16 protein-coding genes and 2 pseudogenes are annotated in these 14686 nt (G+C 71.4%); 9 read left to right on the plus strand and 9 right to left on the minus strand.

Annotated features, from left to right (window positions below):
• The first annotated feature begins 108 nt into the window (after positions 1–108).
• Together RM445_RS21945 and RM445_RS21950 are read left to right on the plus strand one after the other, a co-directional pair.
• On the plus strand, positions 109–1365 hold the full coding sequence (locus RM445_RS21945) for an alpha-hydroxy acid oxidase (RefSeq protein WP_311558705.1): 1257 nt from the start codon (positions 109–111) through the stop codon (positions 1363–1365).
• 192 nt (positions 1366–1557) lie between these two features.
• The gene (locus RM445_RS21950) at positions 1558–2502 is read left to right on the plus strand and encodes an LLM class F420-dependent oxidoreductase (protein WP_397469381.1); all 945 of its coding nucleotides are present in this window, start codon (positions 1558–1560) and stop codon (positions 2500–2502) included.
• A 25-nt stretch (positions 2503–2527) separates the two neighbouring features.
• Here RM445_RS21950 and RM445_RS21955 read toward each other — a convergent pair whose 3' ends face one another.
• Positions 2528–3022, minus strand: a complete 495-nt coding sequence (locus tag RM445_RS21955) for a universal stress protein (protein WP_311558706.1) — start codon at positions 3020–3022, stop codon at positions 2528–2530.
• A gap of 131 nt (positions 3023–3153) precedes the next feature.
• The gene (locus RM445_RS21960) at positions 3154–4146 is read right to left on the minus strand and encodes an aldo/keto reductase (protein WP_311558707.1); all 993 of its coding nucleotides are present in this window, start codon (positions 4144–4146) and stop codon (positions 3154–3156) included.
• 35 nt (positions 4147–4181) lie between these two features.
• Here RM445_RS21960 and RM445_RS21965 point away from each other — a divergent pair.
• The 3 genes and pseudogenes from RM445_RS21965 to RM445_RS21975 form a co-directional block, all read left to right on the plus strand.
• Positions 4182–4460 (plus strand): annotated as a pseudogene (locus RM445_RS21965) (DUF2255 family protein); the annotation flags it as partial.
• 39 nt (positions 4461–4499) lie between these two features.
• A pseudogene (locus RM445_RS21970) lies at positions 4500–4727 on the plus strand (aldo/keto reductase); the annotation flags it as partial.
• Positions 4728–4881: 154 nt separating this feature from the next.
• Positions 4882–5922 (plus strand): NAD(P)-dependent alcohol dehydrogenase, encoded by a 1041-nt coding sequence (locus RM445_RS21975; RefSeq protein WP_311558708.1) that lies wholly within the window; start codon positions 4882–4884, stop codon positions 5920–5922.
• Between the two features lie 72 nt (positions 5923–5994).
• Here RM445_RS21975 and RM445_RS21980 read toward each other — a convergent pair whose 3' ends face one another.
• The 4 genes from RM445_RS21980 to RM445_RS21995 all read right to left on the minus strand — a co-directional run bounded on the left by RM445_RS21980 (position 5995) and on the right by RM445_RS21995 (position 8758).
• Positions 5995–6435 carry a VOC family protein gene (locus tag RM445_RS21980; protein WP_311558709.1) on the minus strand — a complete coding sequence of 147 codons (441 nt, stop codon included), beginning with the start codon at positions 6433–6435 and terminating at the stop codon, positions 5995–5997.
• A gap of 78 nt (positions 6436–6513) precedes the next feature.
• Positions 6514–7470 carry a beta-ketoacyl-ACP synthase III gene (locus RM445_RS21985; protein WP_311558710.1) on the minus strand — a complete coding sequence of 319 codons (957 nt, stop codon included), beginning with the start codon at positions 7468–7470 and terminating at the stop codon, positions 6514–6516.
• A gap of 147 nt (positions 7471–7617) precedes the next feature.
• Positions 7618–7902 (minus strand): helix-turn-helix domain-containing protein, encoded by a 285-nt coding sequence (locus RM445_RS21990; protein ID WP_311558711.1) that lies wholly within the window; start codon positions 7900–7902, stop codon positions 7618–7620.
• Positions 7903–7996: 94 nt separating this feature from the next.
• A complete protein-coding gene (locus RM445_RS21995; RefSeq protein ID WP_311558712.1) occupies positions 7997–8758 on the minus strand; it encodes an MFS transporter in 762 nt (253 codons plus the stop codon).
• Here RM445_RS21995 and RM445_RS22000 point away from each other — a divergent pair.
• Both RM445_RS22000 and RM445_RS22005 read left to right on the plus strand, forming a co-directional pair.
• Positions 8667–9041 (plus strand): aldo/keto reductase, encoded by a 375-nt coding sequence (locus RM445_RS22000; protein WP_311558820.1) that lies wholly within the window; start codon positions 8667–8669, stop codon positions 9039–9041. The genes RM445_RS21995 and RM445_RS22000 overlap by 92 nt on opposite strands.
• Positions 9042–9059: 18 nt before the next feature.
• On the plus strand, positions 9060–9749 hold the full coding sequence (locus RM445_RS22005) for a haloacid dehalogenase type II (RefSeq protein ID WP_311558713.1): 690 nt from the start codon (positions 9060–9062) through the stop codon (positions 9747–9749).
• 6 nt (positions 9750–9755) lie between these two features.
• Here the strand turns inward: RM445_RS22005 and RM445_RS22010 are convergent, their stop codons facing one another.
• Positions 9756–10610: a glycosyltransferase family 2 protein gene (locus RM445_RS22010; protein ID WP_311558714.1), complete on the minus strand. Its 855-nt coding sequence runs from the start codon at positions 10608–10610 to the stop codon at positions 9756–9758.
• A gap of 171 nt (positions 10611–10781) precedes the next feature.
• Complete coding sequence (locus RM445_RS22015; protein WP_311558715.1) at positions 10782–11972, minus strand: lipid II:glycine glycyltransferase FemX; 1191 nt, start codon at positions 11970–11972, stop codon at positions 10782–10784.
• A gap of 147 nt (positions 11973–12119) precedes the next feature.
• Here RM445_RS22015 and RM445_RS22020 point away from each other — a divergent pair, with 147 nt between their 5' ends.
• Positions 12120–13454: a sensor histidine kinase gene (locus tag RM445_RS22020; RefSeq protein ID WP_311558716.1), complete on the plus strand. Its 1335-nt coding sequence runs from the start codon at positions 12120–12122 to the stop codon at positions 13452–13454.
• A 9-nt stretch (positions 13455–13463) separates the two neighbouring features.
• Here the strand turns inward: RM445_RS22020 and RM445_RS22025 are convergent, their stop codons facing one another.
• Positions 13464–14180, minus strand: a complete 717-nt coding sequence (locus RM445_RS22025; protein ID WP_311558717.1) for a response regulator transcription factor — start codon at positions 14178–14180, stop codon at positions 13464–13466.
• A 64-nt stretch (positions 14181–14244) separates the two neighbouring features.
• Between RM445_RS22025 and RM445_RS22030 the strand changes: the two genes are divergently transcribed.
• Positions 14245–14679 carry a universal stress protein gene (locus tag RM445_RS22030; protein WP_311558718.1) on the plus strand — a complete coding sequence of 145 codons (435 nt, stop codon included), beginning with the start codon at positions 14245–14247 and terminating at the stop codon, positions 14677–14679.
• Positions 14680–14686 lie beyond the last annotated feature (7 nt).

Consider the following 14686-nt stretch of genomic DNA (forward strand, 5'->3'; position numbering starts at 1 on the left):
CTGCAGACGGGGGAGCCGGCTCGGCCTCGATGTGGGCGAAGACGGGCCCGGCGTGCGAGGGTCGGACGCGCTCGCGGCTCGCACCGCTCACGAGAAGGAGGGCCAGCCATGGTTCAGCGTCAGGTTCCGAAGCCGGCAGACATCTTCGAGCTGCTGCAGTTCAAGAAGTTCGAGTTCAACGGCCGCAAGCGCCGCCTCGCCTCCGCGCTCACCATCCACGACCTGCGCCGGATCGCGAAGCGCCGCACACCGGCCGCCGCCTTCGACTACACCGACGGCGCGGCAGACGACGAGCTGTCGCTCCGCCGGGCCCGCCAGGCGTTCGAGGACATCGAGTTCCACCCCTCGATCCTGCGGGACGTCTCCCACGTCGACACCACTGCCCAGATCCTCGGCGGCCCGTCTGCCCTGCCGTTCGGCATCGCGCCCACCGGCTTCACGCGACTGATGCAGACCGAGGGCGAGGTGGCCGGGGCCGGTGCCGCCGGTGCCGCCGGCATCCCCTTCACCCTGTCCACCCTGGGGACCGCCTCCATCGAAACCGTCAAGGAGGCCAACCCTCACGGCCGCAACTGGTTCCAGCTCTACGTGATGAACCAGCGCCACATCTCCTTCGGCCTGGTCGAGCGCGCCGCTGCCGCCGGCTTCGACACGCTGTTCTTCACCGTCGACACCCCGATCGCCGGTGCCCGGCTGCGCGACAAGCGCAACGGCTTCTCCATCCCGCCCCAGATCAGCGTGCGCACGATCGCGAACGCCATCCCGCGGCCGTGGTGGTGGTGGGACTTCATCACCACCCCGAAGCTGGAGTTCGCGTCGCTGTCGTCGACCGGCGGCACCGTCGGTGAGTTGCTCAACGCGGCGATGGATCCGTCGATCAACTTCGACGACCTGGCCGAGATCCGCAAAGTCTGGCCGCACAAGATCGCGATCAAGGGCGTGCAGAACGTCGAGGACGCGAAGAAGCTCACCGACCTCGGTGTCGACGCGATCGTGCTCTCCAACCACGGCGGGCGGCAGCTGGACCGCGCGCCGGTGCCCTTCCACCTGTTGCCGGACGTGGTCCGGGAGGTCGGCGACGACGTCGAGGTGATCATCGACACCGGGATCATGAACGGCGCCGACATCGTCGCCTCGATCGCGATGGGCGCCAAGTTCACGCTCGTCGGCCGGGCGTACCTCTACGGCCTGATGGCCGGTGGGCGAGAGGGTGTCGACCGGATGATCGAGATCCTGTCCGAGCAGATCGTGCGCACGATGAAACTGCTCCAGGTCACCACGCTCGACGAGCTCGAGCCCAAGCACGTCACACAGCTCAGCCGCTTCGCCGATCTGCGGGCCCGCGGCGTGGGCGAGCGACACTGAGGACGGTTGCCGTGCTGCTCCGCGCGGCGCCGCCGCCGCGCTAGTCGTGCGAGGACCGGAAGGTCACACCGGTCGCGGCCCACCGACGGACGGATCTACCCCCAGTGCCCGTCAATGCCTCCCGGTCCCGGCCTCCACGCCCTGGATCGGGGGGCATTGTTCGTCGTCACCAGAAACAAGCGAGGTGAAGAGTTGTCCACGACTCGAGCATCCGGACCTGCGGGGACCGGCACCAGCACGTTTGCGCTACCGCCGGTCGGTCTGTGGACCGGCGCGTTGGACATGGTTCCTGCGGCCCGCGCCCGGGACCTGGCCGCCGAGCTGGAGTGTCTGGGGTACGGCGCGATCTGGGTGCCGGAGGTGGCGGGCCGTGACCCGTTCGTGCACCTGGCGCTTCTCCTGTCGGCCACCGACCGCATCATCTGCGCCACCGGCATTGCGAGCATCTGGGCGCGGGACGCCGTCACAACCGCCTGTTCTGCGAAGACGCTCACCGAGGCGTTCCCCGAACGCGTCGTCGTCGGGCTCGGAGCGAGCCACGCGAACCTCGTTCGGGATCTCCGCGGGCACGACTACGGCAAGCCGTTCACGGCGATGCGTGCCTACCTCGACGGGATCGAGCGGTCGCCCTACACCGCTCACCGTCCCGAGACTCCCGTCCGGTACGTCCTCGCCGCGCTGCGCCCCCGCATGCTCGGCCTGGCCGGCGAACGCACCGCCGGCGCTCATCCCTACTTCGTCACCCCGGAGCACACCCTCCGCGCCCGGGACATCCTCGGTCCTGCGCCGCTGCTCTGCCCCGAACAGGCGGTGGTGCTGGAGACCGATCGCGACCGAGCGCGCACCATCGCCCGCGCTCACACGAGCGTCTACCTGGCCCAGCCGAACTACGTGAACAATCTCCGGGAGCTCGGTTTCACCGACGGCGACCTGACTCCGCCGGGCGGCAGCGACGCCCTCGTCGACGCCCTGGTGGCGTGGGGCGACGTCGACACGGTCGTCGGACGAGTCCGTGCGCACCTCGACGCCGGCGCCGACCACGTCGCGGTCCAGGTGCTCCCGGCGGAGAAACGCGGCGTGCCCGACGAGCAGTGGAGGCTGCTCGCCGCGCCGCTCACCGAGCTGACGGTGGCGTGAACCCGGAGGCGGTCGGCGTCGCCGGTCAGCTCGCGGGGGGAGTGGCGGCCACGGCCGGCTCGGCGGGCGTGGTCGACTGTGTCACCGCGGCCGGGCGTACCACGATCACAGGGCATTGGGCATGCAGGACGCACTGCAGGCTGACCGAGCCGAGCAGCATGCTGGCGAAGCCGCCACGACCGCGGTGGCCCAGTACCAGCACGTCGACTTCGCCGGACCTGTCGATGAGGACATTGGCGGCAGGCCCGGCCGCGACCACGATCTCCACCGGCGGCGAGGCGGCGCCGCCCAGGGCGTCGTCGACCATGCGCCGGGTCTGCGCCTCGACGTCGACCTCGATCGCCGGCTCGGCCGCCGTCACCGGCCGACTGTGCCCGTGCACCGAATACTCCGGGAAGTAGGTCGACACCACGCGGAGTCGGGCACCTCGCCGGTCGGCCTCGGCCACGGCGTACTCGAGAGCCGCCGCGGACTCGGGGGAGCCGTCCACGCCGACAAGGACGATGTTCGAGAGAACCACGACCCCGCACCTCCCTGATCGGGCGGACGTCACCGCACGGCCGGAAGGCCCAGTGTGCTCCCAGGTCCCGTTCCGGCACACCGGCGAATGACCGAAGATTGGCGAATTCCCCGGCGCACGCCTCGACAGGGTCAGCGGTCGATCATTCGCTGCATGGCCTCGGGGTAGCGGTCGCCCAGCACGGTGATCTCTGCTGCGGCGGCGTCGATCGCGGCGAGGTCGTCGGCGGTGAGATCGATCTGGACGGCGCCGAGGTTCTCCTCGAGCCGTTCGAGGCGGCGGGTGCCGGGGATCGGGACGATCCACGGCTGCTGGGCGAGCAGCCAGGCCAGCGCGATCCGGGCAGGTGTGGCGCCCTTGTCGTCGGCGATGCGGGTGAGCAGGTCGACCACCGCCTGGTTGGCCTGCCGCGCCTCGGCGGTGAACCGGGGCAGGTTGGCGCGGATGTCGCCGTCGCCGAACGAGGTGCTCTGGTCGATGCGGCCGGTGAGGAAACCCCGGCCCAGCGGGCTGAACGGCACCAGCCCGATGCCGAGCTCCTGCAGCGTCGGGATGATCTCCGCCTCGGGTTCGCGCCAGAACAACGAGTACTCGCTCTGCAGCACCGCGACCGGGTGCACAGCGTGCGCGCGGCGGATCGTGCGCACACCTGCCTCGGACAGGCCGAAGTAGCGGACCTTGCCCGCGTCGACGAGTTCCTTGACTGTGCCGGCGACCTCCTCGATCGGCACCTGCGGGTCGACGCGGTGCTGGTAGAGCAGGTCGATGGTGTCGGTACCGAGCCGCCGCAGGGAGCCGTCGACGGCGCGGCGGACGTGCTCGGGATCGCTGGACAGTCCGGTCTGGCGGCCCTGCTCGTCGAACGCGAAGCCGAACTTGGTGGCGATGACGACCTGGTCGCGCACGGGCGCGAGGGCCTCGCCGACGAGTTCCTCGTTGCGATAAGGGCCGTAGACCTCGGCGGTGTCGAAGAGGCTGACTCCGCGATCGACCGCGGTGCGGAGAAGGTCGATCATCTGGCGACGGTCGCCCGGGTTCGGGCCGAAGCTCTGGCTCATGCCCATGCAGCCGAACCCGAGAGCGGACACCTCCAGGCCGCCGGTGCCCAGGATGCGCTTGTCCATGGTCGTGTCTCCTCGATAGGAAGGGTCGGCGAATCATGCGCCGGCGTCGTCGTCGCGAGGGAGTCCCGCTCGTGACGGGTTCTGCTGTTACCCCGCCGCGCCGACGGCACCTTGCGCAAGCCCGGATCATCTGGGTCGTCCGCCTCGGCGACAGCCTCTACGTCCGGTCCGTCAACGGGTCCGACGCCGCCTGGTACCGCGGCACCCGCACCCGGATGCACGGCCACATCCAGGCCGGCGGCCTCTCGAAGGACGTCGCCTTCGTCGACGCCGACCACGGCCTCGACGACGACATCGACGACGCGTACCGCGTGAAGTACCGCGGATCTCCGTCGGCCGTCAGCCACATCAGCAAGACGCCCGCCCAGGTGATGCTGCGCTGGCACCTCCAGCAGGGACGCCAGGTCATCCCGAAGTCGGTCACTCCCTCGCGGATCGCGGAGAACTTCGATGTCTTCGCCTTCACGCTCACCGCGGACGAGCTCGATGCGATCGACGCCCTCGACACCGGCGTTCGCGGTGGTCCGGCCCCGGAGGAGGTCACCCGGGAGACCTTCGGTCGCGAGATTCCCGAGGCTTGAGGAGCAACTCACACGCGCCGCACAGCGCCGGTACGGTCGGAGGTGAGGCCGCGCCCGACAGGTCGATCCCCGCGCAGCTCACTCACGCAGCCACGACGTGGCCCGACGTACCCCATCACCACTTCACTCTCGAGAAGGAACCTTCGTCACCATCATGATTGTCAACGCGTATGCCGCCCCGTCCGCGACCGAGCCGCTCGTCCCGACGACGATCGAGCGCCGCGATGTCGGCCCGAAGGACGTGCTGATCGAGATCAAGTACGCGGGCATCTGCCACTCCGACATCCACACCGTCCGCGGTGACTGGGGTGCGATCACCTACCCGCAGGTCGTCGGCCACGAGATCGTCGGCGTCGTGGCCGAGGTCGGCTCCGAGGTCACTCTCCACCAGGTCGGCGACCGCGTCGGTGTCGGCTGCATGGTCAACTCGTGCCGGGAGTGCGACAACTGTCTCGCCGGCATGGAGCAGTACTGCCTGAAAGGCAACGTCGGGACCTACGCGAGCGTCGACGTCGACGGCTCGATCACCCAGGGCGGTTACTCGACGCACGTCGTCGTCGTCGAGGACTTCGTGCTGCGGGTGCCCGAGTCGATCCCGTTCGACGCGGCTGCACCGCTGCTGTGCGCCGGCATCACCACGTACTCGCCGCTCGCCCACTGGAACGCGGGCCCCGGCAAGAAGGTCGCCGTGGTCGGCATGGGCGGCCTGGGCCACATGGCCGTCAAGATCGCACACGCGATGGGTGCCGAGGTGACCGTGCTGTCGCAGTCGCTGCGCAAGCAGGACGACGGGCTCAAGCTCGGTGCCGACCACTACTACGCCACGAGCGACGCGGACACGTTCAAGCAGCTGGCGAACACGTTCGATCTGATCATCAACACGGTCAGCGCGCCGCTCGACCTGGACGCGTACCTGCGCCTGCTGCGTCTGGACGGAACCCTGGTGAACGTCGGCGCCCCGGCCGAGGCCCTGCCGCTGCACGTGTTCACGCTGTTCGGGAACCGTCGCTCGTTCGCGGGCTCGGGGATCGGCAGCATCGGTGAGACGCAGGAGATGCTCGACTTCTGCGCCGAGCACGGCATCGCCCCGGAGACCGAGCTGATCACTGCCGACTACATCAACGAGGCGTACGAGCGCGTGTTGAAGTCGGATGTGCGGTACCGCTTCGTCATCGACACCGCCTCGCTCGTCTGACGGCTGCGCAGTGTCCGGCGGCCTGGTGCTTCTGTCGCCAGGCCGCCGCGCCGTCCACGGAACCGGCGGCGGTCACCGGAGTTCTTCGGCAAGCCCGACGATGATGCCCTCGGGGCCTCGGACGTAGCAGAGCCGGTAGACGTCCTCGTACTGCGCCACCTCGCCGACGAGGTCGGCGCCGTGGGCGCGCAGGCGGTCGACGACGTCGTCGATGTCGTCGACGGCGAACATGATGCGCCGGATGCCCAGCGTGTTGACCGGCGCATCCTTCGGCTCGGCGCTGATCGCCTCGGGCGTGTGGAACCTCGCCAGCTCGATCCGGCCGTGGCCACCCGGGATCCGCAGCATGGCGACGTCCTGTCGGACGTCGTCGATCCCGATGACACGCTCCACCCAGCGGCCCTCGACCGGCCCCTGGCCCTCCAGCTCCATACCCAGTTCGACGAAGAACGAGATGACGGCGTCGAGGTCGTCGACGACGATGAGGACGTTGTCCATCCGCTGGATCGCCATGCGTGTTCTCCCTGGTGTCGGACGGCCACGGCGGCCGCGTCCACCCGGGGACGGAGCCGCCGGGCCGTTCTCGACAGTTCAGTCGAGCCGGGGCCAGGTGAGGGTGGCGGCTCCCCACGTCGCGCCCCCGCCGAACGCGGAGAGGACCACCCGGTCGCCTGCTCGGAGCCGGCCTGCCGAGGCCGCCTCGGACAGCGCGAGCGGGATCGAGGCCGCCGCGGTGTTGCCGACGTGGGCGACGTTGCTGATCGCGCGATCCGGCGCGATACCGACGCGGTTGGCGACCGCGTCGAGGATCCGCTGGTTCGCCTGATGCCCGACGAACCAGTCGACGTCGTCGACCGTCCAGCCGACGTCCGCCATCGCCCGCGAAGCGGAGTCGGCCATGCTCACCACGGCCTGGCGGTACACCGCCTGGCCCTGCATGGTGAAGTGCGACTGCCGATCGACGACGGTGATCAGGTCTTCCTGGCTCCCGTCGCTGCCGATGCTCACCCCGAGCACCGCCCCGGGCTCGTCCTGCTCGCCGCGCCGGAGCACGACCGCTCCGGCGCCGTCGCCGAACAGGAACGCCGTAGCACGGTCGTCGTTGTCGATGAGACGCGAGAAGGTGTCGGCCGCGATCAGGAGGACGGTGCCGAACTGGCCCGAGGTCAGCATCGCGACCGAGGTCGCCAGGCCGTAGAGGAACCCGGAGCAGACGGCGTCCATGTCGAACGCCGGCACCCGTCCGAGACCGAGCCGACTCATCACCGCGGGTGCGGTCGCCGGACACGGGCGGTCGGGTGTGCTGGTCGCGAGGATCACGAGGTCCACGGCGTCGACCGAAGCGGATTTCAGCGCGTGAGCGCCGGCTTCGACCGCGAGGTCCGCGGTGCCCACGTCCGGCGTCGCGATGTGGCGTTGCCGGATTCCACTACGGGTGCGGATCCACTCGTCGGTGGTGTCGAGGCGGGCGGCGAGGTCGTCGTTCGTGACGATGGTCGTCGGCAGGGCGTGGCCGATGCCGGCGATCACGGCACAGGGCTTTGTCATCGGGCTCCAGGAGGCGGACGAGGTGCATGCCGGTCGGTACGAGGGTGACGGATACGCCCGACGAGGTCCATGCCGACGTGCTGGTCCCGTCAGTGTCCCACCGCCCGGCGTGCTTCGCACCCGCCCGGCCCCCGGGGCCGTCTGCCGTCAGGCCGACTTCCCGGGTGCACTGCGCGTCGCCGTCGCCGCGAGGCGGAGCACCAGCGGCCCGACCCGGTAGGTGTACTCGTCGCCGTGTTCGTCACCACGGCTGAGCGCCCCCCACTCGACGAGTTCGCTCACGAGCCGGTGGGTGGTCGACTTGGCAAGACCCGTTCGCCGACTGATCTCCTTCACCCCCATCGCCGGCCGCTCGGGTGAGAACGCACCGAGGATGGTCATCGCCCGACCGGTGACGGTGCGGGGTGTGCTCGGGTGACGTCCGCCCGACACGGTCTGCTCCTTGCTCGGAGATCGTTTTCTCGTCCTGCATGACCTCCGGCCGGGCCGGCCGCACTTCGAGGCGTGATCCGTGAGCGTACTCGAACTACATGTGTGAAGAATCGAACATGTCCCGGGCGTACCGCCGGGCTGCGGCTTCGGCCGGGACGATCAGCACGAGTACGGCGACGAGCGCGGCGGCGAGCATGACGGCGCCGCCGCTGTAGGCGGTGGTCACGCGGTCGGCGAGGGTGGCGGCGCCGACGTCGGAGGACAGGGCGACGAGGACGGCCACGCCGAGGGTGCTGCCGAGCTGGTGGGTGGTGTTGACCAGCCCGGATGCCGCTCCGGCGTCCCGGGCGGTCGCGCCGGCAAGGCCGGCCGCGGTGAGCGGGGCGAACGCGAGGCCCTGGCCGATGCCGATGAGGACCATGGGCAGCGCGACCCCGGTGAGGTAGGGCGCGGCGGCCGTCAGCTGGGCCAGCCAGCTCATCCCCGCGAGTGTGACGGCCAGCCCGGAGGCCAGCAGGGCTGCGTTGCCGAACCGTGCGGTCAGGCGGGGGACGGGCAGCGCGACGAAGAAGTTCACGACCGTCATGGGCAGGAAGGCGAGACCGGCCTGCAGGGGGCTGTAGCCGTAGACGCCGTGGAGGAACTGGGTGGTGAAGAAGAAGTAGGCGATCATGGTGCCGGCGAACAGGATGCAGGAGGTGTGTCGGGCAGGTACCGGACGGCGGTGACCGTCATCGCGGCGCCGATGGGGACGTTGAGGAAGAATCCGGCCCGCCAGGAGATCAGGTCGGCCAGGGCTCCGCCGACAACCAGGCCGACGCTGGCGCCGGTTCTCGAGCGGCAACGTCGAGCACAACCTGGCCCTGGTGGAGGCGCTACGCCGGGTCGCCGAGGCGAAGGGGTGCACGGTCGCGCAGCTGGCGATCGCCTGGGTGGCCGCGCAGGGTTCCGACGCGGGCGGCATCGTGCCGCTGGTCGGCGCCCGCACCCGCGAGCGGCTGGCGGAGGCGCTGCCCGCGATGGAGCTGGACCTGACTGCAGACGACCTCGCCGAGATCGAGAAGGCGGTTCCGGCAGGCGCGGCGCGCGGCGACCGCTACCCGTCGGCGTTCATGGCCGGTCTCGGCGTGGGCAACTGAAATCGTAGGGTCGACGTCATGGACGTGCGGGCGCTGGTGTTCGACGTGTTCGGCACCGTCGTGGACTGGTACGGCGGTGTGGCCCGCGACGTGCGGCGCCTCCTGCCCGGGGTGGACGCCGACGCGTTCGCCGCTGCCTGGCGGAGGCGGTACGAGCCGTCGATGGACCGGGTGCGCCGCGGCGAGCGTGCGTGGGCGGTCCTGGACACGCTGCACCGCGAGTCGCTCGACGCGCTGCTCGACGAGCTCGGGCAGGACGCGGACGAGGTGACGCGCGCCGAGCTGGTGCTCGCCTGGCACCGGCTCGACCCGTGGCCGGACTCCGTCGCCGGGTTGACCGAGCTGCGCGAACGCTTCGTGGTCGCATCGCTGTCGAACGCCAACGTCTCCCTGCTCGTCGACATGGCCAAGCGCGCGCGCCTCCCGTGGGACGCGGTGCTGTCGGCGGAGCTGTTCGGGCACTACAAGCCGGACGCCGAGGTCTACGACGGCGCGGCCCGCCTGCTCGGCCTCGCCCCGGAGCAGGTGCTGATGGTCGCCGCGCACGTCGACGACCTGGCGGCTGCGCGGCGGCGCGGCCTGCGGACGGCGTACGTGTATCGCCCGGACGAGGCCGGCCCCCGCGGCGCTCCGCCCGCCACGGATCCCGAGGCCGATCTGAACGTGGCTTCCCTGAAGGACCTCGCCGCTCGCCTCGTCGTCGGCTGAGGCCGGTCAGCCGCCCGGTCGCCCGGCGCTCGGCAGCCGCGCGTCACGGCGCGTGGCGTGCTTGGACATGCGGAACAGGACTCGACGGCGGAACCGCCCGGTCGGGGCGAGCACGTGCCCGACCGTCGAGTCCACGCGCCGGATCTGGAGGTGCCGGGAAGCGGCAAGCTCGGCCATGATCGCCTTCTGGTGCTCGTAGACACCGGCCTCGTTGTCGACGCTCAGGCTCTGCTGGACCACGCGGAACGCGGCGAGGGTCTCGGGCAGGCCGAGGAACTCACCGCACTGCAGCAGCCGCATCCACAGGTCGAGGTCCATCGCGTGGCGCCGCTCCGGGTGCCAGCCGCCGACGGCGTCGTAGTGCTCTCGGCGGAACAGCACCCCGCCCGGTTCACCGATCGGGTTGGCGCCGCTGCGGACCACGCGCCGTGCGACCTCCACGCTGGAGCGCACGCCGGTCAGGCCGGCCAGGCCGCGGCGGGGGGCGAGCACCCGGCTGCGCTCGTCGACCATGTGCCGTCGGGCAGCGACGACGGCGAGCCCGGGGTCGGCCACCATCGGCCCCACCTGGTACTCCAGGCACCGCGGGTGCAGGAGGTCGTCCGCGCACAGCAGTTTGATCAGGGGGGCGCGGCACAGGCGGACCGCGGCGCGCCAGTTCTCGGGCTGCGCGATGGTGCTGGGGTTGGTCTCCACGCGGACCCGGGGGTCGCCGAACGAGCGGGCGATGCGGCCGGTGGCGTCGGTGCTGGCGTTGTCCAGCACGACGAGCTCGAAGTCGCGGTAGGTCTGGTCGAGCACGCTGCGGATGGTCTCGGCGAGGAACCGCTCGCCGTTGTAGACGGGAATGCACACGGACACGCGAGGTCGTTCTTGCACCGTTGTCGATCTCCTGTCGCGGCTGTCGTCGTCCACCGCCCGACGACGATCCCACCAGTCGACTGTGACGTCACTGAGAACACGCCCCGGGGAACACGCCTCAGGGAACACGTCTCAGGGAACACGCCTCAGGGAACACGCCACTCCGCGGGATCAGCGGTGCCGGGACCCACGGAGGAACCGTGCGGCGGCGCTGACGAGCCGGCCGCCCTGCGGGGATCGACGGATCAGGTCGTAGCCGAGGCGGACCGGGGTCGACAGCAGCTCGACGGCCTCGGGGCGGTGGAACGCCTCGCCGCCGAACGACGCCTTGAAGTAGGTCCGGCCGTCCACCCGTGCCGCCAGACCGGCATGCCCGGTGCGCAGGGCGTCGACGGCCGTCGGGGGGATGCCCCCGACATCGACGGTCTCGTAGCCGTTGGCCCGGGCCCAGAGCATCGTCCTCCACCGCAACAGCGCCGCTGCGCCGATCTTGCGGGTCTCCGGGTCGCGACGCATACCGGTCAGGCGCAGGGTGAGAACGCCGCCGGAACCGGTGAGGACGTCGGCGGCGAGGGGCGTGCCGTCGCGCTCGGCGAGGAAGATCTGCAGGTGTCCGCCGGGCGCGAGGGCCTCGTGCAGGCCCTGGAGGTGCTCCAGCGACGCCGCGGAGAAGTGGTGGTGCTCGGCGGTCTCGGCCAGCAGTCCGGCCACCAGCGGCAGGTCGGTCGCGTCCGCCCGGCGGACCTGCACACCCTCGCGGGCCGCGCGCTTGATGCTCGCCCGGGTGCCGCTGCGCAGGCCGGCGTAGGGCTCCGCGACGTCGACGGCGATGGAGGCCACCGGCGCGATGCCCGCTGCCGACCGGCGGAAGCCGCGCTGCAGGAGCCGGTCGCTGACCCCCTGGTCGCCGGTCATCGGCTGCACGAACGTCGCCGCGAAGTAGTGGCGGGCGAGGTCGGCGATCGCGTCGCAGACCGCGTCCATGGCCTCGGCGCGGTGGGTGCCGGGGGCGAGCACCGGGCCGAGCGGCAGGTACGCCACCGGGCCGAGGCCCGGCACCACGCGGCGGTGCAGCACCATCGCGCCGCCCACCACGTCCCCCACCACGTCCCCCACCACGTCACCGCCCGCACGAGCAGTGATGAACGTCGGCTCGTAGCCGGCCGTCCGGCGGACGTCCGCCCACGACGACAGCTGGGCGACGTCGCTGCGCGAGGTCCGCGTCACCAGCCGGTCCCACGCGTCGAGAGTCGAGGTATCCGGCCGGCTCTCGACCCGCACCGCCAGGGCCGCCGGACGGTCGACGAGACGGTCGTCGGTCGGTGCGTCGGCAACTGCCTGGTTCGTGAGGTGGGGACCCATGACTCCGACGGTAGGAACCGACCGGTAGCCGGTCGGCCAGCTCAGGGTTAGCGGATGGCAAAGTCGGCCGGCTCCACACCCGACCCGTCGGATCTGCAGTCATGCTGGAGCGGAACCCGGCGCGCTCGAGCGCGCCGCGGACGGGAGGTGAGCGTGCGGACGCGGATCGTCGGCCTGGCGGTGTGGATCTCGGTGCTGACCGTCGCGCTGTTCGGTGTCCCGCTCGCGATCGGCGTGTGGCGGTACGTGCTCACCGCCGAGCGCACCGACCTCGAGCGCCACGCCAACGCGGTCGCGGTCGCGGTCGCGGCGGACGTCCTGCGCAAGGACTCGATCGACGACAGTGACTGGACCGGTTCGACGAGGATCGCGGTGTACGACGACGACCTCGACCGCATCGCGGGCGACGGACCGTCAAGAGGCGGGTCGCCGGTCGCCGAGGCGTTGCGCGGCAAGCACGCCGTCGACAAGTCCGGTGACGACCTCGTGGTGGTCGTCCCGATCACCCACGACGCGGACGTGATCGGTGCCGTACGCGCGTCAGGGCCGCAGACCGAGGTGGTCCAGAAGGTCGCGGTGGCGTGGGGGGCGATGGCCGCGCTCGCCGTCTTCGTGATCACTGCGGCCTGGCTGGTCGCGCGTCGTCAGGCCCGGCGGCTCGCCGTGCCGCTCGAACACCTCACGTCGGCGGCGGGCCGGCTCGGTGACGGCGACTTCAGCGTGCGGACCCGCCCGGAGGGGATCTCGGAGATCGACGCGGTGGGCGCGTCGCTGAACACGACCGCAGCCCGGCTCGACGACCTGCTGGCCCGGGAACGGGCGTTCTCCGCCGACGCCTCGCACCAGTTGCGCACGCCGCTCGCCGGCCTGCGGTTGCGGCTCGAAGCCGCGCTCGAACGTCCCGACTCCAAGCTGCGGCCCGCGATCCAGGCGAGCCTGCTGGAGGCGGACCGCCTGGAACAGACCATCGACGAGCTGCTCGCGCTGGCGCGCGATATCCGGGGCGCAGCGGTCCGGCCCCTCGACCCCGTCGCGCTCCTGACCGAGATCGACCAGGACTGGCGCGCCGCGTTCGCTCGCGACGGCCGGGACCTGCAGTTGATCCGTGAGCCCGGAACACCCGGCCCGCTGGCCTCGGCCGCGGCCGTCCGGCAGGTCCTCCGTGTCCTACTGGACAACGCCGACCGGCACGGTGCCGGCACCGTCACCGTCGTCGTCCGGGAGTCGACCGACGCCGTCGCGATCGACGTCTCCGACGCCGGTCCCGGGATCCGGCTGACCGAGGGGGAGCTGTTCGCCCGGCGGGCCGATCGGACCGACGGGCACGGCATCGGGCTCGCCCTCGCCCGCCGGCTGGTCGAGGCGGAGGGGGGACGGCTGCAGCTGACCCAGGCCGGGTCGCCGGTCACGTTCACCCTGCTCCTGCCCGCGGCCCGGCAGGAGCAGGTCGACATGGCCGCCTCGGCGGCCGGGCCGGGCTGACCCCGGCGGTCACCGGTTCTGCGTGGACGCCGCGAGTTCGAGCCGGTAGCCGTGTCCGCGGACGGTGGCGATCTCCGGGAGGCGCACGTCGGCACCCGCACGCGCCGCGCCGAGCTTGCGGCGCACCGCCGCCACGTGCACGTCGAGGGTCTTGGTCGAGCCGAACCAGTGCTCGTCCCACACGTCCGACATCAGCGTGGAACGGGACACCGCCACGCCGGGCTCCGCCGCCAGCCTGGCCAGAAGATCGAACTCGCGGGCCCGCAACGCGACCTCCGTGTCCGCGACGGTCACCCGTCGACCGGCCGTGTCGATCACGAGATCGCCGATCGTGCGGGTCGTGCTCGGCGTCGCGGCGGGCGCACCGCGGCGCAGGTGCGCCCGGATGCGTGCATGTAGTTCGATCAACCTGACGGGCTTGGTCAGGTAGTCGTCGGCTCCCGCCTCCAGGCCGACCACGACGTCCATCTCCGTGGCCCGGGCGGTCAGCACGACGACCACGGCGCCGATCTGCTGCCGCCGCAGCCGCCGGCAGACCTCCACTCCGTCGAGGTCGGGCAGCCCGAGGTCGAGCAGGACGAGGTCGAACTCCGTCGCCGCGGCGGCGGCCAGCCCGGCGTGCCCGGTGCGCTCCCAGACCACCTCGTGGCCCTGCGCCTGCAGGCTCGACGTGAGCACCTCGCCGATGGTCGGGTCGTCCTCGATCACCAGCAGCCGATCCGTCACGACCGCCATCTTCCCTCGGAGCGGAGGATGGCCGCATGAACAAGATCCTGTCCCCGGTCGCCGGATGACGACCAAAGACGGGCCCGACGTCATCCTGGTCGGGATCGACGGGTCGCCGACGTCGTTGCGGGCCGGTGCCTACGCCGCCGGACTCGCCCGGCGCCAGCAGGCCCGGCTCGCCGTCGTGTACGTCGTGCCCGCTCATCCCGTCGTGGCCGGCCTGGCACCCGGGAGCCTCGCCGCGCTCGAGGGATCCGAGGAGGAAGCCGTCGCCGAGGTCCGCGCCATGGTCGACGCCGGCGTCCGCTACCACGGGATGGAGGTCGACTTCCGGGTCGGCCACGGCGACCCGTACACGAAGATCTGCCGCATCGCCGACGAGATCCAGGCCGACGCGGTCGTCGTGGGCTCGTCGACCCAGCTCGGCCACCGGTTCGTCGGCTCCCTCGCCCTCAAGCTGGTGCGCGCCGGGCGGTGGCCGGTGACCGTCGTGCCGTAGCCGGTAT

It is taken from the genome of Pseudonocardia charpentierae, assembly GCF_031845345.1.
Classification (GTDB): Bacteria; Actinomycetota; Actinomycetes; order Mycobacteriales; family Pseudonocardiaceae; genus Pseudonocardia; species Pseudonocardia charpentierae.

What these genes read in the sequence shown, in the direction of transcription:
- RM445_RS21945 (WP_311558705.1), top strand. Translation starts at nt 109, where the DNA reads ATGGTTCAGCGTCAGGTTCCGAAGCCGGCAGACATCTTCGAGCTGCTG.
- RM445_RS21960 (WP_311558707.1), bottom strand. Translation starts at nt 4,146, where the DNA reads ATGGACAAGCGCATCCTGGGCACCGGCGGCCTGGAGGTGTCCGCTCTC.
- RM445_RS21975 (WP_311558708.1), top strand. Translation starts at nt 4,882, where the DNA reads ATGATTGTCAACGCGTATGCCGCCCCGTCCGCGACCGAGCCGCTCGTC.
- RM445_RS21980 (WP_311558709.1), bottom strand. Translation starts at nt 6,435, where the DNA reads ATGGCGATCCAGCGGATGGACAACGTCCTCATCGTCGTCGACGACCTC.
- RM445_RS21985 (WP_311558710.1), bottom strand. Translation starts at nt 7,470, where the DNA reads ATGACAAAGCCCTGTGCCGTGATCGCCGGCATCGGCCACGCCCTGCCG.
- RM445_RS22005 (WP_311558713.1), top strand. Translation starts at nt 9,060, where the DNA reads ATGGACGTGCGGGCGCTGGTGTTCGACGTGTTCGGCACCGTCGTGGAC.
- RM445_RS22015 (WP_311558715.1), bottom strand. Translation starts at nt 11,972, where the DNA reads ATGGGTCCCCACCTCACGAACCAGGCAGTTGCCGACGCACCGACCGAC.
- RM445_RS22030 (WP_311558718.1), top strand. Translation starts at nt 14,245, where the DNA reads ATGACGACCAAAGACGGGCCCGACGTCATCCTGGTCGGGATCGACGGG.